Origin of the sequence: Paracoccus sp. S-4012 (assembly GCF_009674885.1) — a bacterium.
Taxonomy (GTDB): domain Bacteria; phylum Pseudomonadota; class Alphaproteobacteria; order Rhodobacterales; family Rhodobacteraceae; genus Paracoccus.
This window is the reverse complement of record NZ_WKKA01000001.1, coordinates 96191-117612: the sequence shown is the minus strand read 5'-3', so window position 1 is coordinate 117612 and position 21422 is coordinate 96191. Positions and strand designations below refer to the sequence as shown.

Below are 21422 nucleotides of genomic sequence, written 5' to 3'. Positions count from 1 at the left end.
GCCCATCCGCGACCCCGAGGCCCGCATGACCCCGACTCCCGCCACCGCCATCCTGACCGTGGACGGCCGCGATTACGACTACGTCCCGATCGCGAAGCTACCCGGCGTCGAGACGCTGCCCTTCTCGCTCAAGGTTCTACTCGAAAACCTCTGCCGGCAGGCCGCCCGTGGCGAGGACGTGGGCGACCAGATCGGGGCACTGCTGGCGCGGCGGGTGGGGGCCGCGATCTCGTTCCGACCGACGCGGATCTTCGGGCAGGACATCCTCGGCCTCGTGATGATGGTGGACATCGCGGGCCTGCGCGACGCGGTGGCCGAGGCGGGGGGCGATCCCGCGCGCGTGCAACCAAGCGTGCCGATCGACATCATCATCGACCACTCGCTGCAGGTGGACCGCTGGGCCTCGCCCGACGCCCCCCGCGTGAACCTCGCCCGCGAGTATCAGCGGAACGGCGAGCGTTTCGCCTTCCTCCGCTGGTGCGCCGAGAGCTTCGAAGGCGTGCGCGTGGTCCCGCCGGGCAAGGGCATCATGCACCAGATCCATATCGAGCGGATCGGGCAGGTGGTCTGGTGCGATGAGGGCGAACCACGCCCGATGCTCAGCCCCGACACCTGCGTCGGCACCGACAGCCACACGCCGATGGTCAACGGCCTCGGCATCCTCGGCTGGGGCGTGGGCGGGATCGAGGCGGAGGCGGTGATGGTCGGCAAGCCCGTCGCCATGGCCCTGCCGGAGGTGATCGGCGTCGAGGTCACGGGCCGGATGCCCGCGGGCACCACGCCCACCGACCTCGTGCTGACCATCACCGAGCGGCTGCGCGCTATCGGCGTCGTCGGCCGGTTCGTCGAGTTCTTCGGCCCTGGCCTCGAGGCGCTGACCGTGGGCGACCGCGCCACCATCGCCAACATGGCCCCGGAATACGGCGCCACGGCGGTCTATTTCCCGGTGGACGCCGCGACCGAGGCCTACCTCTGGATGACCGGCCGCACGCCCGAGCAGATCGCCCGCATCCGCGCCTATTGCGAGGCGCAGGGCCTCTGGCGCGACGCGACGACGCCCGCGCCGCAGTTCGACCGCGTGATCCCGCTGGACCTCTCAGAAATCCGCCCCTGCATCGCCGGGCCGAAGAATCCCGAGGACCGCATCGCGCTGCCCGAGGCACCCGCCGCCTTCCCCGGCCATGTGGCCGAGATCGCCGGGCGGCCGATGTCCGACGCCCGCGTCCCGGTCGCGGGCGAGGGTTTCGGCCTCGGCGACGGCGACATCGTGATCGCGGCCATCACCTCCTGCACCAACACCTCCTCGCCGGAGGGCATCGCCACCGCCGGGCTGCTGGCGAAGAACGCCGTCGCGCGCGGGCTGGAGGTGAAACCCTGGGTCAAGACCTCCTTCGCGCCGGGCAGCCAGGTCGTGGCCGAGGTGCTGGACAAGACCGGGCTGCAGCCGTCGCTGGATGCGCTCGGCTTCCATATCGTCGGCTTCGGCTGCACGACCTGCAACGGCGGCTCCGGCCCGCTGCCGCAGCCGCTCGCGGACGCGATCGAGGGGGGCAAGCTGGTCTCGACCGCCGTGCTGTCGGGCAACCGCAACTTTCAGGGGCGTATCCACCCCAACGTGCGCGCGGCCTATCTGGCTTCGCCCGCTCTGGTCATCGCCCATGCGCTTGCCGGGACGATGCGCGCGAATATCGCCAGCGATCCGCTGGGGCATGACAAGGACGGGAATCCCGTACGGCTGGCCGACCTCTGGCCCTCCCCCGACGAGGTGACCGAGGTGATCCGCGAGGGCTACGGCCCGAAGCTCTTCACCGACAGCTATGCCAGCCTCTATGAGGGCGGCGCGCCTTGGGAGGCGCTGAAGATGCCCGGCCTCGTCCGCTTCCCCTGGCGCGAGGACAGCACCTACCTGCAACGCCCGCCATGGTTCGACGGCCTGCCGGCGAAGGCGGACCCGCCATCCGCGATCACCGGCATCCGCCCGCTGGTGCTGCTGGGCGACAGCATCACCACCGACCACATCTCGCCCTCCGGCGCGATCAGCCTTGGCACGCCGACTGCCGACTGGCTGCTGGAGCATGGGGTGCCGCAGCATGAGTTCAACAACTACACCACCCGGCGCGGCAACCACCACGCGATGGTGCGCGCCACCTTCGCCAACATCCGCCTCAGGAACGCCATGGTGCCCGAGCGCGAGGGACCGTTCACGCGGCTGATGCCCGACGGCACCGTGATGCGGGTCTTCGAGGCGTCGCAGGAATATGGTCGCCGCGGGGTGCCGCTGGCGGTGCTGGCCGGGAAGAACTACGGCGCCGGCTCGTCGCGCGACTCGGCGGCCAAGGGGCCGGCGCTGCTGGGCGTCAAGGCGATCATCGCGCAGGGATTCGAGCGTATCCACCGCACCAACCTGGTCGGCATGGGCGTGCTGCCGCTCGCCTTCGACGAGGGCACGGACTGGCGGACGCTGGGGATGGACGGCTCGGAGGTGATCGACCTGCCCGACCTGACCGGCATCGGCGTCCTGTCGCGTATTCCCTGCGTTATCCGCCGCGCCGATGGCAGCAGCGTCGAGATCGGCCTGGCGGCGCGGCTCGAGACCGGCGAGGACGTGGACTACTGGAAGAACGGCGGCATCATGCCAACCGTGTGGCGCGAGATGGTGGGGGCAGCGGCATGAGCCAGCGTTTCATCCCCGCGGTGTTCTATCGCGGCGGCTCGTCCAAGGGCGTGTTCTTCCACGCCCGCGACCTGCCGCGCGGGCGGGCGGAGATCGAGCCGATCCTGCTTTCGGTCCTCGGCAGCCCGGACCCGAACGGGCGGCAGCTGAACGGGATGGGCGGGGGGATTTCGTCGCTCTCCAAGGCCGTCATCATCACGCCGTCCCAGCACCCGGACGCGGATGTGGACTACACCTTCGTGCAGGTCGCGGTGGACGAACCCGTCTGCGAATGGGGCGGCGTCTGCGGCAACCTGAGTTCCGCCGTCGGCCCCTTCGCGGTCGAGGAGGGGCTGGTCACGGCGGGCGACGGGCCGACCACCGTCCGCATCCACGAGACCTCGACCGGCAAGATCATCCACTCGCATTTCCAGAGCGTTGACGGGCGGCCCGCGGTAAAGGGCGACTTCGCCATCGCCGGGGTGACCGGGACGGGCGACCTGATCCGACTCGACTACCTCGACCCGGCGGGCGCGATCACCGGCAAGCTGCTGCCCACAGGCAACGTGATTGACGTGATTGAGATGCCGGACGGCAGCCGCGTGGAAGCTTCGATGGTGGACAGCTCGAACGCCTGCGTCTTCATCGAGGCCGCCGCGGTACGGCTCGACGGGACCGAAAGCCCTGACGCGATCGAGGCGCGCGGCGATGTCATGGCCCGGCTCGACGCGATCCGGCGGCAGGCGGGGGTGATGATGGGCCTCGGCCCCGCGCCGGAGGCACTCGGCATGTTCAACCCGCGCATCGCGGTAGTCTCGGCCCCTGCGGCCTTCACCAGTCTCGACGGCGCGCGGCACGAGGCGGGCAGCCACGACATCGCCACGCGGATGCTGTCGATGGGCCGCCCGCATCGCGCAGTGCCGCTGGCCTCGGCGCTGTGCCTCGGGGTCGCGGCGAAGATCGAGGGGACGCTGCCGCACCGCCTCTCGACCGCAATGGGCGAGGAGGTGCGGGTCGGCAATCCCTCGGGCATCATCTCGGTCGGCGCGAAGGTGCGGCGCGAGGGTGATGCCTGGATCGCCGAGAGTGCGGCGAGCTTCCGCACCGCGCGGCGGCTAATGCAGGGCGAGGTCGCGGTGGACTGACGCCGCCGAAATTGCGACGAAATTTCGGTCACGATCCTTCTACGAAGGATCGTCAGCGCCGCCCGCGCATGACCAGCGGCGCGCCGAGCAGCACCAGCATCACCCGGACGAGGTGATGCGTCACGACAAAGCCCAGATCCGCCCCGGCGATGATCGCCAGCGTCACCATCTCGGCCTGCCCGCCCGGCGCGAAGGCGAGGAAGCCCTCGACCGGGGGCGCGAGGCCGGTGAGGACCACGATCTCGGTGAAGATGCCGGCGAGCGCGGCCAGCAACAGCATGAAGGCGGCGGCCAGCGTCACGGTGCGGCGCAGCTCGCGCAGGGTGACGCCCACATATTGCACGCCGATGCCGAGACCGATCAGGAACTGCGCCGCCATCATCGCCTCGCGCGGCGGGCGGACGTGGATCAGCCCCGCCATCGACAGCACGCCCGCCACGATCAACGGTCCCAGGACCGCGGCGCCGAAGAGGCCGACCCGCTCGGCCCCCAACCAGCCGAGGGCGCCGGCGAAGATCATCAGCAGCAGCTCGACCAGCGGCACCTCGTTCAGCGGCGCGCCGATCGGGTTGATGAGGGTGGCGCCGTAGACCTGCGTCAGCACGATCGGGACGACCACCACGATCACCAGCACCCGCGTCGCATGGATCAGCGACAGCGCCCGCGTGTCGCCGCCCGCGGCCTCGCCGAAGATGACCATGTCGGCCGCGCCGCCCGGCATGGCGGCGAAGAAGGCGGTGACGCGGTCATAGCCGCCGAACCGCTGGAAGAAGGGCACGCCGACCGCCGCGATAGCGACGATATAGACCGGCATCAGCGCCACCGATCCCAGCATGTTCGGGATCAGCGAGACAACCGCAGGCGTCAGCGAGGCGCCGACCGCCACGCCGAGGACCGCCCGCGCCGCAACCGAAAGCCGCCCCATGCCCATCAGCGGCCAGCCCGCGAGGGCGGCGGCGAGGCAGGCGAACATCGGGCCGAACAGGAACGGAAGGGGGAGGCCGAGCAGCTGGAACAGCGCCACGCCCGCGGCGGCAGCAGCCAGCGTCAGCGCCCGTTGCCTCAGTCTCTCCCTGCGGCCCATGACCCCGGTTCACGTGCTCCCCGCCGCGACCCTGCGCGCGCGCCGCCAGCTCAGCACCGGCGGCACCACGAGGATCAGCACGCAGATCGTCACCAACACCGCCGAGAGCGGCGTCGAGACCAGCGCCATCGGGTCGCCCTGCCCGATGGCGAGGGCGCGGCGCAGCTGCACCTCGGCCATGGGGCCGAGGATCAGGCCGATCAGCACCGGCGCGATGGGGAAGTCATAGACCCGCATCACATAACCCATCAGCCCGACCCCGAACATCATCGCAAGGTCCATCCAGGAGTTCGCCACCCCCCAGATGCCCACGAGCGCGAAGATCAGGATGCCGGCGTAGAGATAGGGTCTCGGGATGAAGAGCAGCCTGACCCAGAGGCCGACCAGCGGCAGGTTCAGGATCAGCAGCATCAGGTTGCCGACATAGAGGGACGCGATCAGCGCCCAGACGAGATCGCCCGAGTTGATGAACAGCAGCGGTCCCGGCTGCAGCCCGTAGTTCTGGAACGCCGCGAGCAGGATCGCCGCCGTGGCCGAGGTCGGCAGGCCCAGCGTCAGCAGCGGGACCAGCACGCCCGCGGCGGAGGCGTTGTTGGCGGCCTCGGGCCCGGCGACGCCCTCGATCGCGCCATGCCCGAACTCCTCGGGGTGGGCGGTGAGGCGGCGCTCGGCCGCGTAGGAGAGGAAGGTCGGGATCTCGGACCCGCCGGCCGGCAGCGCGCCGATGGGAAAGCCGATCGCGGTCCCGCGCAGCCACGGCTTCCACGAGCGCCGCCAGTCCGCGCGCGTCATCCAGGCGCCGCCCGCAAGCGGGTTCAGGTTCGGCGGCTGCCCGGCGAAGCGGCTCGCGACATAGAGCGTCTCGCCGATGGCGAAAAGCGAGACCAGCACCACCGTCATCTCGACCCCGTCGAGCAGCGCCGGAAGGCCGAAGGTCAGCCGCTGCACGCCCGACTGCGAGTCGATGCCCATCAGGCCGAGGGCGAGGCCGATGAAGAGCGCGATGAAGCCGCGCACCCGCGAGGCGCCCAGAACGACCGAGACCGACAGGAATGCCAGCAGCATCAGCGCGAAATAGTCGGGCGGGGTGAAGATGAAGGCCAGCTCCGCGATCGGCGGCGCGAGGAAGGTCAGGCCCAGCGTGGCGATGGTCCCGGCGACGAAGCTGCCGATGGCGGCGGTGGCCAGCGCCGCCGCGCCGCGGCCCTTGCGCGCCATCTTGTTGCCCTCGAGCGCGGTCATCATCGACCCGCTTTCGCCCGGCGTGTTGAGCAGGATCGAGGTGGTCGAGCCGCCATACATCGCGCCGTAGAAGATGCCCGCGAACATGATGAAGGCCGAGGTCGGCGCGACATTGGCCGTGACCGGCAGCAGCAGCGCGATGGTCAGCGCCGGGCCGATGCCGGGCAGCACGCCGACGGCGGTGCCCATGAAGGTGCCGATCAGCGCCCACATCAGGTTGATCGGTTGCAGCGCGATGGCAAAGCCGTCGAACAGCGCGGCAAGGGCGTCCATGGTTCAGATCCCCGCGATCGGAAGGAGGCCGCCCAGCTGCACGCCGAGCAGGCGGAAGAGATACCAGGCGCCCAGCGACACGACGGCGCCGATCACCAGGTCGAGGGCGGGCCGGGGCGAGCGGAAGGCGCGGGTGATGAGCCAGAAGGCCAGCATGCAGGTGATGACGAAGCCGAGATGGCGCATCGTCAGCATCGGCACCGCCGCGCCCGCCGCCGCGAAGGCCAGGCCGTACCACGAGACGTGGTGATCGGCCGAGACATCCTCGGCCGACTGCTCCTCGAAGGGCACGCCGCCGCGGATCTGCAGCGCGAGGATCAGCGCGAGGATCACCAGACCCGCCCCGATCCCCACCACCGGCAGGCCGGGGCCGATATAGGCGTAGCGGTCGGTCAGGGGCAGCCGCAGCCCCTGCCAGACCCAGACAATGCCCCAGAGGGCCACCGCCGCCGCGAGCCAGTAGGGCCGCTTCTGCTGTTCCATCCGGGGCGCCCCTTTAGCTGGAAGGGCCGGGCGTGCGGCCCGGCCCGAAGGATCAGTCGATCAGGCCGATGTCGCGCAGAACGCCCGCCTGACGCGCCTTCTCCTCCTCGAGGAAGGCGACGAAGTCCTCCCCGGCGAGGAAGGCGTCCTCCCAGCCCTGGGTCTCCAACACCTTCTGCCAGGCCTCGCCCTCATGCATCCGGGTCAGCCGGTCGAGCCACATCTGCCGGCCCTCCTCGGACATGTCCGGGGCGCCGACCCAGCCGCGCCAGTTGCCGATCGCCACGTCGATGCCGGCTTCCTTCAGCGACGGCGCGTCGATGCCGGGGAAGCGTTCCTCCGAGGTCACCGCGAGGATGCGGATGCGGCCGGCGTCGGCCATGGGCTTGAACTCGCTGACGCCCGAGATCGCGGCCGTGATCGCGCCGCCACCGATGGCGGTGACGGCGTCGGCGCCGGAATCATAGGCGATGTAGTTGACCGCCTTCGGGTCCAGCCCGGCCCCCTGCGCGATCAGCGCCGCAGCGATATGGTCCACGCCGCCGGCCGAGCCGCCGCCGATCGAGACCCCGCCCAGATTCTCCTTCATCGCGGCCACCAGGTCGTCGATGGTCTGGAACGGGCTGTTGGTGCCCACCGCGACGACGCCGGTGTCGTTGATGAGCCGCGCGAGCGGCGTCACGTCCTCGAGCGTCACCGGCGAGTCGTTCAGCAGGATGCCGCCGACGAGGATCGAGCCCATCGACATGACGGCGTTGTCGTTGCCGCGGTTGGCGTTGACGAACTCCGCCAGGCCGATGGTGCCGCCGGCGCCGCCGCGGTTGGTGAAGGTCGCGCCATCGGTGAAGATGCCGTCCGCCGCCATCGCCTCGAAGGGCTGGCGCGCCATCGCGTCGTAGCCGCCGCCGGGGCCGCCGGGCGCCATCACCACCGCCGGGTCGGCCATGGCGAGCCCCGCCGTCGTCACCACCGCGGCCGCCGCGCCGATCAATGTCCGGATCATGAAACCGTTCTCCCTGTTGTCTGGCGCGTGCTGCGAGGCGCGCGCTCCGGTTCGTCCGCGCGAGTTGAGGCCAAAATCGCGGCTCGTGCAACGGGGTTGCTGGCAGGGCCCTGCCGGTTCGGTGACGGGAGGTCGAGGCTCGCCGACGCACACCGCCGCCCTTGGGATAGCGGTGCGGGTGGCGGCAAACCTGAACCAGCAGCCTGAGCCACGCGAGAGTCCGGTGTTATTCGATTTCCGTTTCCGACTGCGGTGAAAACGGGACGGTCAGGGATCCGCGATGAAATACGCATCGTAACACGCCAGTATAAAATCAGCGCAGGCTTCGGATCCCGACCGGAATTGCAAACATTGGAAAAAATGACCGCTCCTTGCAGGCTCGCGCATATCAAGCGGCCTCCTTCGACAACAAGTCTTGTCCCGATTACCCCCTCCTTGGGTTGAGATTAAGCGAGCGGCTTTCCGCCTGTCCAGAGAAAATCCGCATTCCGCATGGTCCGTGGTCCGAAATATGCTTCCTGCTAAAAAGACATGGCGTTGCGGAACACTCATGCGGAATTGAGCAACTCATAGTTGCAGCTTGTTTCCGTCCCTCTCCTTTTTCAAGAAAACGCCTGATCTCTCCCCGCGCCAAACGAGTCCCCGAGCCCGCCAACGCTCCGCTTGCCGGCGCCTGCCCGAGCCTTCCCCCGCATCGCCGCCCGGCTTTCGCGGCTGGCATCCCGCTTCCGCCCGGCGCTATGGAGGCGACGGAGGAGCCGGGAGACGCCATGCCGAGCTACGTCAGAAAGCCCAGACCGGCGCTGCTCGCGCGGCTGATCCATGCGGTTCTGATCTACGCCGGCGCGCTCGCCTGCGGCTTCGTTGCGCATTGGGTCAGGTTCCCGCTGCCCTGGATGTTCGGGGCCATGGTCTTCGCAGCGGCGGTGCGGCTCTTCGACCGGCCGGTGAACATCCCGGTGCAGAGCCGCCAGCTCGGCCAGATGCTTGTCGCAAGTTCGGTGGGGCTGTCCTTCACCCCCGAGGCGGTGCGGACGATGGGATCGCTGCTGGCGCCGATGGTCGGGGCGGCCATGGTCACGATCGGCCTCGGCTTCGTCGTCGCGGCGAGCCTCATGCGCATGGCGCGGGTCGACGTGGTCACGGCGGCGCTGTCTGCGATCCCCATGGGACCGGTCGAGAGCGCCAATCTCGCGGTGCGGCACGGCGTCTCGCCGGGGCCGGTGATCTTCGCGCAGACGCTGCGGATCATGCTGATCGTGACCGTCATCCCGCCGGTGATCGTGGCCCTCGACGGCAGCATCGGCGATCCGGTCGCGGTCCTCAGCGCCGTGCCGTGGACGCCCGGCGGCGCGCTGCTCCTCGCCGCCGCGGGGTTCGCGGGGGCGCTCGTCGCCCGCGCGGTGAGGATGGCGAACCCCTACTTCGTCGGCTCCCTCGGCGGCGCGGCGCTCGCGGCGGCGCTGAGCCTGCCGATCACCGCCCATCCCTATCCGGTTCTCGTGCTGGCGCAGGTGTTCCTCGGCGTCTGGCTGGGCGCGGTCTTCGACCGCGAGCTCCTGCTGCGGGCGCGCGGCTTCATCCCCGGCGCGATCGTGGCCTCGGCGCTGATGATCGCGCTCTGCATCCTGATGGGGCTGGGCCTCGCCTGGTGGACCCGTCAGCCATGGCAGGTGATGGTGCTGGCCACCGCGCCGGGCAGCGTCACCGAGATGGCGCTGACGGCCAAGATCCTGCAGGAGGGGCTGGCGGTCGTAACCGCCTTCCACCTCGTGCGGATCTTCATCATCCTGCCCTTTGCGGGGACGATCATCGGCCTCACCGACCGGCTGGCGCGCCACTGGGGCGTCGGCTCGGGGCGGGCCTGAACCGCGCATGGTGGTCAAGCCGGCAACGCCGTCATAGTCATCCGCTCACGACCCCTCCAGCCGACAGGAACCCACCCGGTGCACGACGCTTCGCTTCTGGAATACGCATGGCTCCTCGTCGCGGTCCTCGCCGCCGGGGCGCTCACCGGCCTCCTCGCCGGGGTTTTCGGCGTCGGCGGAGGCGCGGTCGCGGTGCCGATCCTCTACGAGCTGTTCCGCCTGCTCGAGGTCCCCGAGGCGGTGCGGATGCCGCTCTGCGTCGGCACCTCGCTCGCGATCATCATCCCGACCTCGATCCGCTCGTTCAACGCGCATCGGGCCAAGGGGGCGGTGGACCTCTCGATCCTCAGGGTATGGGCGGTGCCGGTGGTCGTGGGCGTGGTCATGGGCAGCGTCATCGCGCGCTTCGCCCCGGCCGCGGTGTTCATGGCGGTGTTCGTCCTCGTCGCCGGCGTCTCGGGGATCCGGCTGCTCTTCGGCAAGGACAGCTGGCGGCTGGGCGACGACATCCCCGGCCGGCCGGTGATGGTCGGCTACGGCTGGCTGATCGGGGTGCTGTCGGCGCTGATGGGCATCGGCGGCGGGCAGCTGTCGAGCATGTTCATGACCTTCTACAACCGCCCGATCCACCAGGCCATCGCGACCTCCTCTGGCCTGGGCATCCTGATCTCGGTCCCCGGCACCGTCGGCTACATCCTCGCCGGCTGGCCGCGCATGGCCGACTATCCCGAGGTGGCGGTGCTGCAGCCGCCGCTGGCGCTCGGCTATGTGTCGCTGATCGGGCTGGTCCTCTTCATCCCGACCAGCACGATGATCGCGCCGATGGGCGCTCGGCTGGCCCATTCCCTCTCCAAGCGCCGGCTCGAGGCCGCCTTCGGGATCTTCCTGCTGCTCGTCAGCCTGCGCTTCGCGGTGAGCCTGTTCGGCTGAGAGGACCGGACCGGCCGCTGCAGCTTGCGCACGTCGTCCTCGACAAAACGCCGCAACCCGTGACTAATTGACGCAGGGGCTGCGCGAACCTCTCCGATGCCGAGGCAGCGACCGCTCCGGAACGTCGAAGGCCGCACGAAGAAACGGGGGCCGGGGGAGGTCGTCGGGACCATGCTGGCGCATGCGCCGCAGAACGGTCGCCGGTGACGGTTCCGCCTCGCCCCCTCGTCAACAAACAGGGAGCAATCATGCCGTTCGCCAGACACCTCATCCTCGCCATGCTCGGAGGCGCGCTCTGCGCCACGGCCGCCATCGCCCACGAGAACGAGAACCCGGCCGTCGAGGCGCGTCATTCGCAGATGCATCTGCACGCGTTCAACCTCGGCATCCTCGGCCGCATGGCCCAGGGGCAGGCCGAGTACGACGCTGAACTCGCCCAGGTCGCCGCCGACAACCTCGCCGTGATCGCGGGCACCGACTGGCACGCCTATTTCCCCGAGGGCACCGCCGTGGGCGAGGTCGAGGACACGCGCGCGCTGCCGGCGATCTGGACGAACATGGCCGATTTCGAGGCCAAGCAGCAGGCGCTGGCCGACGCCGCCAAGGCCATGGCCGGCGTCGCCGGCACCGACCTTGCCTCGGTGCAGGGCGCGATGGGCGCGGTGGGCGAGACCTGCAGCGCCTGCCACAAGGCCTACCGCCAGCCGGATTGATGCGGAGGCTGCACCGTTTCGGACTGATCCTGGCCGCGGCGGCGATCCTCGCCGTCGCGATCCTCTGGTTTCTCACGCGGCCGGGCAGCGTCTCGGCCGCGGAACTCTCCGGCCTGACCGCCGACCCGGTGCGCGGCGAATACGTCTTCCACGGCGCCGGCTGCGCCTCCTGCCACAGCGCGCCCGGAGCCGAGGGCGAGGACCAGCTGCGGCTCGGCGGCGGGCAGGCTTTCGTCAGCGACTTCGGCACCTTCTACGCCCCCAACATCTCTCCCGACCCCGAGCACGGGATCGGCCGCTGGAGCGACGCCGACCTGGTGAACGTGCTCCTCCATGGCATTGGGCCGGAGGGGCACCTCTATCCGGCGATGCCCTATGACGCCTATGAGGAGATGACGCTGAACGACATGGTGTCGTTGCGCGCCTTCATGGCGACCCTGCCAACCGTGGCGAGTGAAAACCGGGCGCATGAGGTGCCGTTCCCGTTCAACATCCGCCGCGCGCTCGGCCTCTGGGACCTGATGTTCGTCCGGGACGGCTGGGTGGTGACGGCGGTCCCGCCCGACGCCGAGACCGGCCGCTACATCGCCGAGGCCCTCGCCCATTGCGGCGAGTGCCACACGCCCCGCAACGCGTTCGGCGGCTTGCAGCGTGGCGCCTGGCTCTCCGGCGCGCCCAACCCGGCCGGCGAGGGGCGGGTGCCGAACATCACGCCGGGACGGCTGACCTGGTCGGAGGACGAGATCGCGGCCTTCCTGCGCTCGGGCTTCACGCCCGATTTCGACACCGCCGGGGCGCAGATGGCCGAGGTGGTCCGCTCGCTCTCGAACCTGCCCGAGGAGGACCTGCGCTCGGTCGCGCGTTACCTGAAGGCGGTGCCCGCGGTGGAGTAGGCGCAGCTTAACGGCGCATCGAGTAGTCCAGCCCGTCGAGCTGCCCGAAGAGGTCTGCCTTCTGCCCCTCCGTCAGCGGCAGCAGCGGCGGGCGCGGCTGGTCCCATTCCGGCGCCCCGTGAAAGCGCCCGGCCACCGCCTTCAGCGCGGCGATCATCGGGAACTTCGACACGGTCGCGCGGACCGCGTTGACCTGGCCTTGCAGGACCTCGGCACCCTCGTCCTGCCAGCCCTCGGCCAGCTTCGCGATCTGGCCTGCATTGATGTTGCAGGTGGCCGAGATGCACCCGGCCGCGCCGAGGCTCATCGCCTCGCGAAGATTGATCTCGTTGCCGCAGAACACGCCCCAGCCGGGCAGCATCTCCATGATCTGCTTGGTATAGCCGAAGTCGCCCGAGGAATCCTTGATGCCGACCACCTGCCCCGGGTAGCGCGCGACCAGCCGCTCGATCAGCGGCAGCGAGAAGCCGACCTGCGCCACCGGCGGGATGTGGTAGAGATAGACCCGCAGCCGCGCATCGCCGACACGCTCGATCAACTCGGCCACGAAGCGGAAGATGCCCTCATCCTCGACGCCCTTGTAGTAGAACGGCGGCAGCAGCAGCACCCCGCCGCAGCCGAGCCTCGCGGCCTTGCGCGACAGCTCCACCGCATCGGGCAGCGCGCAGGCACCGGTGCCGGGCATCATCCGCGCGGCCGGGATGCCGGCGCCGACGAGATGGTCGAGGATGTCGGATTTCTCGGGCACGCTGAGCGAGTTGCCCTCGCTGTTGGTGCCGAAGACCGCGAGACCCGAGCCCTGCTCGAGGAGCCAGCGGCAATGCTGCTCCAGCAGCCGCAGGTCGGGCCGCAGCCCGGCGTCGAAGGGGGTGACGACTGGCGTGAGAACGCCGCGGAGTTCAGGGGCTGTCATGATCGGGGTATCCGTCAGGAGGGCTGCTGCCCCCGGCGTCCCTGATCCTCGCGGCCGGGTCAAGCATCTCGGGTGGAAGAGGTCCGACATCAGCAGCAGCCCGAGCTGCGTTCGCCGCCGGTCCCATCTCGCCCTCAGCGCCGCCCGGATCGTAGACGTCGGGGGCGCGACCGAGGCTCGCCAGCCGCTGCATCTCGACCCTGAGCGACAGGACCTCGTCGTTGAGCGCGGCGACCTGCTCCTCGCGCCGTTGGAGGGCACCGACGAACTCGTCGAGGCGAACCGGCTCCTGCGGGAGCTGCTGGGAACCGATGCCGTCCGGCCGCATGAGGATGCACGTGACGGGCAGCGGGTGGAGATCCGCAGCTCGGATGCCCGGCTGTTTCGGAGATGTTCAGGGCACAAATGCAAACGGCCTCCCGAGGGAGGCCATCGCGCGTCTGAGTCAAGTTTCGGTGCTAGCGGGCACAGGATTTGATCACTGTTTCTCTTGAGCTAACGTCCCGAGAACCGCGCCACGCGCTTCTCCAGCAAGGCTGAGACCGCCTCGCGCTGGTCGGCGCTCGACTGGACAATGGCCTGATAGGCGGCGGCCAGCTCCAGTGCCGTGTCGAGGTCGGATTCCGCCGATTGCCGCAGCAGGCGCTTGTTCAGGCGCAGGCTCTTCGGCGGGAAGCCGGCGATCTGGCTGGCGAGGTCCATGGCGGTATCCACAAGCGCATCGGCCGCGACGATCTGGCTGACGACGCCCCAGCGTTCGGCCTCCTCGGCGTCGAGCACGCGGCAGGTCAGCGCCAGTTCCATCGCCCGCGCCCGGCCGATCACGCGCGGCAGGAACCAGGCCCCGCCGTCGCCCGAGATCAGGCCGACGCGCAGGAAGCTCTCGGCGAATGTCGCTTCGGGCGCAGCGATGCGGATGTCGCACATGCAGGCGAGGTCCAGACCGGCGCCGATGGCGGTGCCGTTCACCGCCGCGATCACCGGCACGTCGAGCGCATGGAAGGCGCGCGGCATCCGCTGGATATGGCGGCGGTAGCCCTCCTGCATCTCGTGCGGGGCGCCGGTGAACATCGGATGGGTGCCATCGCGCATGTCCTTCACGTTCCCGCCGGAGGAGAAGCTGGGACCGGCGCCGGTCACGACGATGCAGGACAGGCTCTCGTCGGCATTGGCGTTCTCGAGGAACGGCAGCAGCAGGTCGAGGACGGGGCCGGAAAGTGCATTGCGCGACTTTGGCTCGTTCAGGGTCACGCGGGCGATGGCGCCCTCGCGTTCGATGATGACGGGCGCGTCACCCATGCTGCGTCTCCTCAGTATCGACGATATGGGACCAGAGCCCGCGCGCATCCGCGACCGCGGCCTGGCCGATCCCGGCTTCGAGCGCGGCCTGCCGGCCCCAGGCGTCGCGCCAGACCCAGAGCTTCTTGCTGTAGTGGTGCAGCACATGCTCCTCGGTGAAGCCGATGGCGCCGAGAACCTGGTGCGCGGTGGCCGTCACCACGCTCGCGGCGCGACCCGCCTGCACCTTGGCCGATTGCCAGAGGATCGGCCGCGACCAGCCGCCATCGGCCGCGCGGATCGCGCCCGCGACGGCGGCCTGCGCGACGGTCTGCTCGGAGGCCGCCTCCGCGATGCGGTGCTGGATCGCCTGAAAGGCGGCGAGCGGACGGCCGAACTGACGGCGGGTGTTGGCATATTCGATGGTGATCTCGCAGGCCCGCTGCATCGCGCCGAGCATGGCTGCCGCCGTGAGGCAGGCGCCCTGCATTCGCAGCCGGTCCTCGATGCCGGCGAGGCTGTGTGTTTCGATCGCCTCGCCGGTGGGGCGGACCCACGGGCGGTGGTCCAGCGCCGTCACGGCGGGCTCGGCCGCGTGCAGCGTCAGCGTGTCGGCGGCCACGAGCGCTATCCGCTCGGAAGGACCCTCGGCCAGCTGCGCGCCCGGCGCGGCAAGGGCGAACGGCCCCTCGATCGGCAGCGTCGGGGCCAGCAGCAGCGTCACCACCGGCAGCGGTGCCGCGTGATAGCCCGCGCGCCAGGCAATGATGGCGGCGTCCTCCAAGGTCGCACCCATGCCCCCGTCCGCCTCGGGCACGAGGGCGAGCGGGAGCCCGGCTTCCACGGCGGCTTCGGCCAGCCGCTCGGGCAGGGTCGCGTCGGCGCGGGCCAGGGGATCGGCGAGGAACTGGCCGAACATCCGCTCGGCCATGTCATCGAGGAGGCGGGCGTTCTCGCTCATCTGAGGCCAAGCTCCCGTGCAATGATGCCCTTCAGGATCTCGCGCGTGCCGCCGCGCAGCGAGTAGCAGGGCGCGTTCAGGATCGCGGTGGCGAGCGTCGCCGCGGGCGTGTCGCCATCCAGCGCGGGCATGATGTCCATGAGCCGCCGCGCGACCTCGGGAATGTCCTGCTCGAGCGTGGTGCCGAGGTCCTTCATCACCGTGGCGATGCCGCCGACCTTCTCGCCCCGGCCGAGCATCGCGTTGATCTGCAGCGAAAGCTGGCGGATCGCCGTCAGCCGGGCGACCAGCCCACCCAGTTCGGCGATGCCACGCGGGTCGCGGGTCTCGGCCAGCATCTGCGCCATGACCGCGAGGACGCCGAAGGACGAGAGGATGCGGTCGGGGCCGGAGCGTTCGAAAGCCAGCTCCGCATTGACGAGCGCCCAGCCGTCGCCGCCCTGCCCCAGCAGGTGGTCGGCCGGAACGAAGACGCTGTCGAAGGTGATCTCGTTCAGCTCCTCCTCGTCCGCGAGGTTCCGCAGCGGCCGCACCGTGATGCCGGGGCTGTCCATCGGCACGACCAGCTGCGACAGGCCGGCGTAGCGGTCCTCACCCTTTGGCGCCGTGCGGCAGAGGCAGATGATGTATTCGGCGTGCTGCGCGTTCGTGGTCCAGATCTTGCGCCCGTCGAGGCGAAAACCGCCCTCGACCGGGTCGGCCCTGGTTCGGATCGAGGAGAGGTCGGAGCCGCTGTCCGGCTCGCTCATGCCGATGCCGAAGGTGATCTCGCCCCGCGCCACGCGCGGCAGGATCGCGCGCTTCACCGCCTCGGAGCCGTGGCGCAGGATCTGCGGCGCCGACTGGCGGTCGGCGATCCAGTGCGAGCCGAGCGGCGCGCCCGCGGCCAGCATCTCCTCGCAGACGACGTAACGCTCCCAGGCGCTGCGACCATGGCCGCCGAACTCCGGCGGCAGGGTCATGCCGACATAGCCGCGCGCGGCGGCGCGGAGCGAGAAACCGCGGTCCCATGTGGTCCAGCCCTGCCGGCCGGGGCGGATCGCGCCGCTCTCGCGTTCCTCGGCGAGAAAGGCGCGGACCTCGGCGCGCAGCGCGGCGGCGGGGTCATGCACCTCGGGCTGGGCGTCGGGATGCGGAAACAGGCGGAACATGGACATCCTTCCTCCCCCGAGGTCACGGCCTTTGGGGTCGGCTTACGGCAGGGATGGCGGGATGGCAATCAGCAATTCTTCATGCCGAAGAATCTTCTCCATCGGGAATGAAGGGCGCATGGTTCCCCTGTTCTCGATAGGAAATCCGGTTATACAGGGGCAAAGCCCGCCCCGAAGCAGTGAGATGGTGATGCCCGACAGCCTGACCGACGACGACGCCGACGTGGTCGCGGCACCGAAGCGCCGGGGCGGCCCTCCGGCCGCGAACGGCGAGGCCATGTCCTCCGGCAAGATGGTCGGCGCGGTCGTCGCGGCGATCAAGATCCTGCAATTCATGGCCGCCGCCCGCGAGCCGCTGGGCGTCTCGCGCATCGCCAAGGAAACCGGGCTGAACACCTCGACCACCTTCAACATCCTGCGGACGCTGATGCTCTACGACTTCGTGCAGTTCGAGCAGCTGTCGAAGACCTACACGCTGAGCCTCGGCATCCTCGGGATCGCGCAGGCGGCGATGTCGATCGGCGGCGACATCGGCACTGTGCGCCCGGCGATGGAGCGGCTGGCGCAGGAGCATGGCGTGACCGTGACGCTGTGGCAGCCGACCGGGCGCGACCGCAAGATCCTCATCATGGCGGCGCAGCCGCGCAGCTCCATGCGGATCCAGATGGCCGTGGGCCAGCGACTGCCGCTGCTGATCGGCGCCACCGGCCGCATCTTCGCGGCCTTCAGCGAGATGAGCGTGGACGAGATCCGCCGCCAGTTCGAGGCGATCCGCTGGAACGGTCCGCTGACCTTCAAGGAGTTCATGGAGCAGGTGGCCGAGGCGCGCGAGCAGGGCTGGGCGGAGGATGCCGGCAACTTCGCGCAAGGGACGGTGCTGCTTTCGACGCCGATCCTCGACCAGGACGGCCATGCCGCGCTTGCGGTGACGGCAAACATGTTCGCCGGGCAATACGACCCCGAGCGCGCCAAGGACATCATCCGCGACCTGGAGGGCTTCTCGCGGCAGGCGGCGCGCGCCCTGCCCGGTTAATCGAGGCTCCGCGCGAAGGCGCCCCGGCCCACCAGCCGGTCCTCCTGCTCCGCCGTGCCGGTGTTGCGGTTCGAGGGCAGCGCCGCGATGTGGGCCATTGCGCGCCGCGTCGCGGGCCGGGCCTCGATGCGGCGGAACCAGGCGGTCAGGCGCGGATGGCCGGGCGCGTCTATCGCCATGTGCGGGAAGCGCGTGCCGAAGAGCCGCGCCTCGATCGAGACCCAAGGCCAGACCGCCACATCGGCGACGGAATACTGGGCCCCGCCGAGCCACGGGCTGACAGCGAGCCGCTCCTCCAGCCGGTCATAGACCAGCCGCGCGGCCGAGGCGAACCGCGCGAGGCCGTAGGCATCATGACTGCCGTCACGGGCGAAATGGTTGAGCTGGCCCCAAACCGGGCCGACCGTGCTCGTCTGGTACATGAGCCATTGCAGCACTTCGGCGCGACGCCGCGGCTCGGTCGGCAGCAGATGGCCGAAGCTCTCGGCCAGATGGATCAGGATCGCACCGGATTCGGCGATCACCAGCGGCTCGTCGGCGGCATGGTCCACCAGAACCGGCACCCGCTGCAGCGGGTTCAGACGGGTGAACTCGGGGGCGAAATGCTCGCCCCGGTGGACGTTGAGCGGCACCATCCTGAACGGCTGCCCGACCTCCTCGAGCATGAGGATGGCCTTCTGCACATTCGGGCTGAGACTGCCGTAGAGCGTGAAGCGCGGCGCGCTCAACGCGGCGCCGCTTCCGGCGCCTTCCACTCGCGCGAGCCGGCGATGTTCTCGGGCGACAGGATCGCGCTGATCGAGCCGGCCTCCTCGGGGGTCAGGTGGATACCCACCGCACCCACGTTCTCCTCCAGGTATTTCACCCGCTTGGTGCCGGGGATCGGCACGATGTCGTCGCCCTGCGCGAAAAGCCATGCCAGCGCCACCTGCCCCAGCGTGCAGTTCTTGGCGGCGGCGATGACCTTCACCTGTTCGAGCAGCGCGAGGTTGCGGTCCATGTTCTCGCCCTGGAACCGCGGCGCGTTCTGGCGCAGGTCGTTGGCGTCGAGCGAGGCGGCCGACGTGATGGCGCCGGTCAGGAAACCGCGGCCGAGGGGGCTGTAGGGCACGAAGGTGATGCCCAACTCCCGGCAGGTCGGCAGCACCTCGGCTTCCACGTCGCGGTGGAAGAGCGAGTATTCAGACTGCAACGCCGCGATCGGATGGACCGAGGCCGCCCGGCGCAGGATCTCGGGGCCGACTTCCGACAGGCCGATGGCGCGGATCTTGCCCTCCTGCACCAGCTCCGCGAGGTCGCCCACCGTGTCCTCGATCGGGCGGCGGGCGTCCATGCGGTGGACGTAGTAGAGATCGACCACGTCGGTGCCGAGCCGCCTCAGCGAGCCTTCCAGCGTCCGGCGCATGTAGTCGCGCGAGTTGTCGAGCTCGCGGTCGTGGAGGCTGCCCGAGGGACCGTCCGGGTCGCGCACGACGCCGAATTTCGACGCGATCACCAGCCGGTCGCGCTTGCCGCGGGCGAAGCGGCCGATCAGCTCCTCGTTATGACCGCGGCCATACATGTCCGAGGTGTCGAAGAGGGTGACGCCCAGTTCCAATGCCCGTTTGAGCGTGGCCTGCGACACCGCCTCGTCCTGCGGCGGGCCGTAGAACTCGGACATGCCCATGCAGCCGAGGCCGAGGGCGCCGCAGGAGATGCCGGAATTGCCGAGTGCGACCTGTCTCATCGCGTCCCCCTCACAGCCGTTCGATGATCGTGGCGGTCCCGAGACCGCCGGCGCAGCACATCGTCTGAAGGCCGTAGCGACCGCCGCGACGCTCAAGCTCATGGAACAGCGTTGTCATCAGCCGCGCGCCCGAGCCGCCGAGCGGATGGCCGAGCGCGATGGCACCGCCGTTGACGTTCAGCTTCGCCGGGTCGGCTCCGGTTTCCTTGAGCCACATCAGTGGCACCGGCGCGAAGGCCTCGTTCACCTCGTAGAGGTCGATGTCGTCATGAGCGAGACCGGCACGATCCAGCACCTTCGCCGTCGCCGGCACTGGCCCCGTCAGCATCAGTTCCGGGTCCGAGCCCACCGTCGTCGCCTGCACCACTCGCGCACGCGGACGCAGGCCCAGCCGCCGGGCCGTCGCCTCCTCCATCAGCAGCAGCGCGGCGGCTCCGTCCGAGATCTGCGAGGCGTTGCCGGCCGTCACCCGGCCGTCCGGGCGGAAGCTGGTCTTCAGCGTGGCGAGCTTCTCGCGGCTGGTGTCGCGGCGGATGGTCTGGTCGGCGCCGAGGACAGGGACCGTGATCTCGGCGTCCTTCTCGCCCCATTCAGCCACGTCGACCGGCACGATCTGGTCGTCGAAGCGCCCGGCATCGGCGGCCGCTGCCGCGCGCTGATGGCTGGCGAAGGCGTAATCGTCCAGCATCTCGCGGGTCAGCTGCCAGCGGTCGCAGATGCGCTCGGCCCCCTCGCCCTGCGAGGTCAGCTCGTAGCGGTCGAGCCACTTGTGGCCGAACGGCTCGCCGTGGATGTCGCGGTTCGAGCCCATCGGCACCCGGCTCATCGCCTCGGCCCCACCTGCGACCACGATGTCCGCCTGCCCCGCGGCGATCATCGCGTGGGCGAGATGCACCGAAACCTCGGACGAGCCGCATTTGCGGTCTACCGTCAGGCCCGGCACGGTCTCCGGCCAGCCCGCCGACAGCAGCGCGGTGCGGCCGATGTTGGCGCTCTGCTCGCCGATCTGGGTGACGCAGCCGAAGATCACGTCATCGACCAACGCCGGATCGAGCCCGTTGCGCTCGGCCAGCGCGCGCAGCACCACGGCGCTGAGGTGGTCGGCACGGACCGGCGCCAGCGCGCCCCGGAAGCGGCCGACCGGCGTGCGGACGGCATCCACGATCACGACGTTGCGCATCAGACCGGCCTCAGCCCCGAGCCGGGCACCTTCTGCCCGTCCTCGTATCTGTAGACGCCATGCCCGACCTTGCGGCCGTAGCGGCCGGCCTTGACCATCTTCGAGATCAGCGGGCAGGGCCGGAACTTCTCGCCCAGCGTCTGGTGGAGGTAGTGCAGCACCGAAAGGCGCGTGTCCCAGCCGGTCAGGTCGCCCAGTTCCAGCGGCCCCATCGGGTGGTTGAACGCCAGCCGCAGCGAGGTGTCGATGTCCTCAGCCGTGGCGACGCCCTCCGACAGCATCCACATCGCCTCGTTGCCGAGCATGGCGGACATGCGACTGGTGGTGAAGCCAGGCGCCTCGTTGACGAGGATATGGGTCTTGCCCATCCCCTCGGCCCAGGCGCGGGTGCGGGTCACGGTCTCGTCGGTGGTCTGCAGGCCCCGAATGACCTCGCAGAGCTTCATCTTGTGGACCGGGTTGAAGAAATGCATCCCGATCACCCGGCCGGGATTGTTGACCGCCGAGGCGAGCTCGGTGATCGACAGCGCCGAGGTATTGGTGGCGATGACCGCGTCCTCGCCGGCTGCGTCGGCGGCGGTCTTGAGGATGTCGAGCTTGATCTTGAGGTTCTCGGTCGCCGTCTCGACCACCAGATCGGCCCCGGCGGAGGCTGCCGCGAGATCCTTCGAAAGGGTCAGCCCGCCCTCGACCTGGCCGCGCATGGCGGCGTCGACCTTGCCGCGCTTCACGCCCTCGTCGATGATGCCGAGGATGGCGGTTTTCGCCTTCTCCAGCTGCCCCTCGCTCACATCCACCAGCACGACCGGATGGCCGGCGACAGCAAAGCCGTGAGCGATGCCGAGGCCCATCTGGCCGGCCCCCACCACGGTGATCCGATCGTTTGTCGGCAC

20 protein-coding genes are annotated in these 21422 nt (G+C 69.8%); 7 read left to right on the top strand and 13 right to left on the bottom strand.

Features of this window, described 5'->3' with window-relative positions; genetic code table 11:
- Positions 1 to 25 precede the first annotated feature (25 nt).
- Together acnA and GI374_RS00520 are read left to right on the top strand one after the other, a co-directional pair.
- Entirely contained in the window at positions 26 to 2674 is a 2649-nt protein-coding gene (gene acnA / locus GI374_RS00525) for an aconitate hydratase AcnA (RefSeq protein WP_154335067.1), read from the top strand.
- Positions 2671 to 3798 carry a 2-methylaconitate cis-trans isomerase PrpF family protein gene (locus GI374_RS00520; RefSeq protein WP_154335066.1) on the top strand — a complete coding sequence of 376 codons (1128 nt, stop codon included), beginning with the start codon at positions 2671 to 2673 and terminating at the stop codon, positions 3796 to 3798. The genes acnA and GI374_RS00520 overlap by 4 nt, the downstream gene beginning before the upstream one ends.
- A gap of 52 nt (positions 3799 to 3850) precedes the next feature.
- Here GI374_RS00520 and GI374_RS00515 read toward each other — a convergent pair whose 3' ends face one another.
- The 4 genes from GI374_RS00515 to GI374_RS00500 are packed head-to-tail and all read right to left on the bottom strand — an operon-like array spanning position 3851 to position 7883.
- Complete coding sequence (locus tag GI374_RS00515; RefSeq protein ID WP_154335065.1) at positions 3851 to 4882, bottom strand: AbrB family transcriptional regulator; 1032 nt, start codon at positions 4880 to 4882, stop codon at positions 3851 to 3853.
- A gap of 9 nt (positions 4883 to 4891) precedes the next feature.
- On the bottom strand, positions 4892 to 6397 hold the full coding sequence (locus GI374_RS00510; protein ID WP_154335064.1) for a tripartite tricarboxylate transporter permease: 1506 nt from the start codon (positions 6395 to 6397) through the stop codon (positions 4892 to 4894).
- 3 nt (positions 6398 to 6400) lie between these two features.
- Complete coding sequence (locus GI374_RS00505) at positions 6401 to 6880, bottom strand: tripartite tricarboxylate transporter TctB family protein (protein WP_154335063.1); 480 nt, start codon at positions 6878 to 6880, stop codon at positions 6401 to 6403.
- Positions 6881 to 6932: 52 nt separating this feature from the next.
- The gene (locus GI374_RS00500; RefSeq protein WP_154335062.1) at positions 6933 to 7883 is read right to left on the bottom strand and encodes a tripartite tricarboxylate transporter substrate binding protein; all 951 of its coding nucleotides are present in this window, start codon (positions 7881 to 7883) and stop codon (positions 6933 to 6935) included.
- A gap of 770 nt (positions 7884 to 8653) precedes the next feature.
- On the opposite strand from GI374_RS00500, the gene GI374_RS00495 reads away from it, so the two are divergent.
- The 4 genes from GI374_RS00495 (at position 8654) to GI374_RS00480 (ending at position 12287) form a co-directional block, all read left to right on the top strand.
- Positions 8654 to 9751, top strand: coding sequence for an AbrB family transcriptional regulator (locus tag GI374_RS00495; protein ID WP_195759793.1), 1098 nt, complete (start codon positions 8654 to 8656; stop codon positions 9749 to 9751).
- A gap of 78 nt (positions 9752 to 9829) precedes the next feature.
- The gene (locus GI374_RS00490) at positions 9830 to 10681 is read left to right on the top strand and encodes a sulfite exporter TauE/SafE family protein (protein ID WP_370515068.1); all 852 of its coding nucleotides are present in this window, start codon (positions 9830 to 9832) and stop codon (positions 10679 to 10681) included.
- A gap of 248 nt (positions 10682 to 10929) precedes the next feature.
- Positions 10930 to 11394 carry a cytochrome c gene (locus GI374_RS00485; protein WP_154335060.1) on the top strand — a complete coding sequence of 155 codons (465 nt, stop codon included), beginning with the start codon at positions 10930 to 10932 and terminating at the stop codon, positions 11392 to 11394.
- Positions 11394 to 12287: a cytochrome c gene (locus GI374_RS00480; protein WP_154335059.1), complete on the top strand. Its 894-nt coding sequence runs from the start codon at positions 11394 to 11396 to the stop codon at positions 12285 to 12287. The genes GI374_RS00485 and GI374_RS00480 overlap by 1 nt, the downstream gene beginning before the upstream one ends.
- Positions 12288 to 12294: 7 nt before the next feature.
- Here GI374_RS00480 and GI374_RS00475 read toward each other — a convergent pair whose 3' ends face one another.
- The 5 genes from GI374_RS00475 to GI374_RS00455 form a co-directional block, all read right to left on the bottom strand.
- On the bottom strand, positions 12295 to 13200 hold the full coding sequence (locus GI374_RS00475; RefSeq protein WP_154335058.1) for a dihydrodipicolinate synthase family protein: 906 nt from the start codon (positions 13198 to 13200) through the stop codon (positions 12295 to 12297).
- Positions 13187 to 13528 (bottom strand): hypothetical protein, encoded by a 342-nt coding sequence (locus GI374_RS00470; RefSeq protein ID WP_154335057.1) that lies wholly within the window; start codon positions 13526 to 13528, stop codon positions 13187 to 13189. The genes GI374_RS00475 and GI374_RS00470 overlap by 14 nt, the downstream gene beginning before the upstream one ends.
- A gap of 167 nt (positions 13529 to 13695) precedes the next feature.
- Positions 13696 to 14499 carry an enoyl-CoA hydratase-related protein gene (locus GI374_RS00465; protein ID WP_154335056.1) on the bottom strand — a complete coding sequence of 268 codons (804 nt, stop codon included), beginning with the start codon at positions 14497 to 14499 and terminating at the stop codon, positions 13696 to 13698.
- Entirely contained in the window at positions 14492 to 15439 is a 948-nt protein-coding gene (locus tag GI374_RS00460) for an acyl-CoA dehydrogenase family protein (protein ID WP_154335055.1), read from the bottom strand. Before GI374_RS00460 ends, GI374_RS00465 begins: the two co-directional genes overlap by 8 nt.
- Positions 15436 to 16590: an acyl-CoA dehydrogenase family protein gene (locus tag GI374_RS00455; protein WP_229582412.1), complete on the bottom strand. Its 1155-nt coding sequence runs from the start codon at positions 16588 to 16590 to the stop codon at positions 15436 to 15438. The genes GI374_RS00460 and GI374_RS00455 overlap by 4 nt, the downstream gene beginning before the upstream one ends.
- Positions 16591 to 16780: 190 nt before the next feature.
- On the opposite strand from GI374_RS00455, the gene GI374_RS00450 reads away from it, so the two are divergent.
- Positions 16781 to 17623, top strand: a complete 843-nt coding sequence (locus GI374_RS00450; RefSeq protein WP_195759792.1) for an IclR family transcriptional regulator — start codon at positions 16781 to 16783, stop codon at positions 17621 to 17623.
- Here GI374_RS00450 and GI374_RS00445 read toward each other — a convergent pair.
- Genes GI374_RS00445 through GI374_RS00430 form a run of 4 tightly spaced genes read right to left on the bottom strand, consistent with a single transcriptional unit; the run spans position 17620 to position 21422 of the window.
- The gene (locus GI374_RS00445; protein ID WP_154335052.1) at positions 17620 to 18351 is read right to left on the bottom strand and encodes a glutathione S-transferase family protein; all 732 of its coding nucleotides are present in this window, start codon (positions 18349 to 18351) and stop codon (positions 17620 to 17622) included. The genes GI374_RS00450 and GI374_RS00445 overlap by 4 nt on opposite strands.
- On the bottom strand, positions 18348 to 19349 hold the full coding sequence (locus GI374_RS00440; RefSeq protein ID WP_154335051.1) for an aldo/keto reductase: 1002 nt from the start codon (positions 19347 to 19349) through the stop codon (positions 18348 to 18350). Before GI374_RS00440 ends, GI374_RS00445 begins: the two co-directional genes overlap by 4 nt.
- A gap of 10 nt (positions 19350 to 19359) precedes the next feature.
- Positions 19360 to 20529, bottom strand: a complete 1170-nt coding sequence (locus GI374_RS00435) for a thiolase family protein (RefSeq protein WP_154335050.1) — start codon at positions 20527 to 20529, stop codon at positions 19360 to 19362.
- Positions 20529 to 21422: a 3-hydroxyacyl-CoA dehydrogenase gene (locus GI374_RS00430; protein WP_370515067.1), complete on the bottom strand. Its 894-nt coding sequence runs from the start codon at positions 21420 to 21422 to the stop codon at positions 20529 to 20531. Before GI374_RS00430 ends, GI374_RS00435 begins: the two co-directional genes overlap by 1 nt.

Bases quoted from the DNA above. Each gene is read 5' to 3' on its own strand.
- acnA (WP_154335067.1), top strand. From the start codon at position 26: ATGACCCCGACTCCCGCCACCGCCATCCTGACCGTGGACGGCCGCGAT.
- GI374_RS00520 (WP_154335066.1), top strand. From the start codon at position 2,671: ATGAGCCAGCGTTTCATCCCCGCGGTGTTCTATCGCGGCGGCTCGTCC.
- GI374_RS00515 (WP_154335065.1), bottom strand. From the start codon at position 4,882: ATGGGCCGCAGGGAGAGACTGAGGCAACGGGCGCTGACGCTGGCTGCT.
- GI374_RS00510 (WP_154335064.1), bottom strand. From the start codon at position 6,397: ATGGACGCCCTTGCCGCGCTGTTCGACGGCTTTGCCATCGCGCTGCAA.
- GI374_RS00505 (WP_154335063.1), bottom strand. From the start codon at position 6,880: ATGGAACAGCAGAAGCGGCCCTACTGGCTCGCGGCGGCGGTGGCCCTC.
- GI374_RS00500 (WP_154335062.1), bottom strand. From the start codon at position 7,883: ATGATCCGGACATTGATCGGCGCGGCGGCCGCGGTGGTGACGACGGCG.
- GI374_RS00495 (WP_195759793.1), top strand. From the start codon at position 8,654: ATGCCGAGCTACGTCAGAAAGCCCAGACCGGCGCTGCTCGCGCGGCTG.
- GI374_RS00485 (WP_154335060.1), top strand. From the start codon at position 10,930: ATGCCGTTCGCCAGACACCTCATCCTCGCCATGCTCGGAGGCGCGCTC.
- GI374_RS00480 (WP_154335059.1), top strand. From the start codon at position 11,394: ATGCGGAGGCTGCACCGTTTCGGACTGATCCTGGCCGCGGCGGCGATC.
- GI374_RS00475 (WP_154335058.1), bottom strand. From the start codon at position 13,200: ATGACAGCCCCTGAACTCCGCGGCGTTCTCACGCCAGTCGTCACCCCC.
- GI374_RS00470 (WP_154335057.1), bottom strand. From the start codon at position 13,528: ATGCGGCCGGACGGCATCGGTTCCCAGCAGCTCCCGCAGGAGCCGGTT.
- GI374_RS00465 (WP_154335056.1), bottom strand. From the start codon at position 14,499: ATGGGTGACGCGCCCGTCATCATCGAACGCGAGGGCGCCATCGCCCGC.
- GI374_RS00460 (WP_154335055.1), bottom strand. From the start codon at position 15,439: ATGAGCGAGAACGCCCGCCTCCTCGATGACATGGCCGAGCGGATGTTC.
- GI374_RS00455 (WP_229582412.1), bottom strand. From the start codon at position 16,590: ATGTTCCGCCTGTTTCCGCATCCCGACGCCCAGCCCGAGGTGCATGAC.
- GI374_RS00450 (WP_195759792.1), top strand. From the start codon at position 16,781: ATGCCCGACAGCCTGACCGACGACGACGCCGACGTGGTCGCGGCACCG.
- GI374_RS00440 (WP_154335051.1), bottom strand. From the start codon at position 19,349: ATGAGACAGGTCGCACTCGGCAATTCCGGCATCTCCTGCGGCGCCCTC.
- GI374_RS00435 (WP_154335050.1), bottom strand. From the start codon at position 20,529: ATGCGCAACGTCGTGATCGTGGATGCCGTCCGCACGCCGGTCGGCCGC.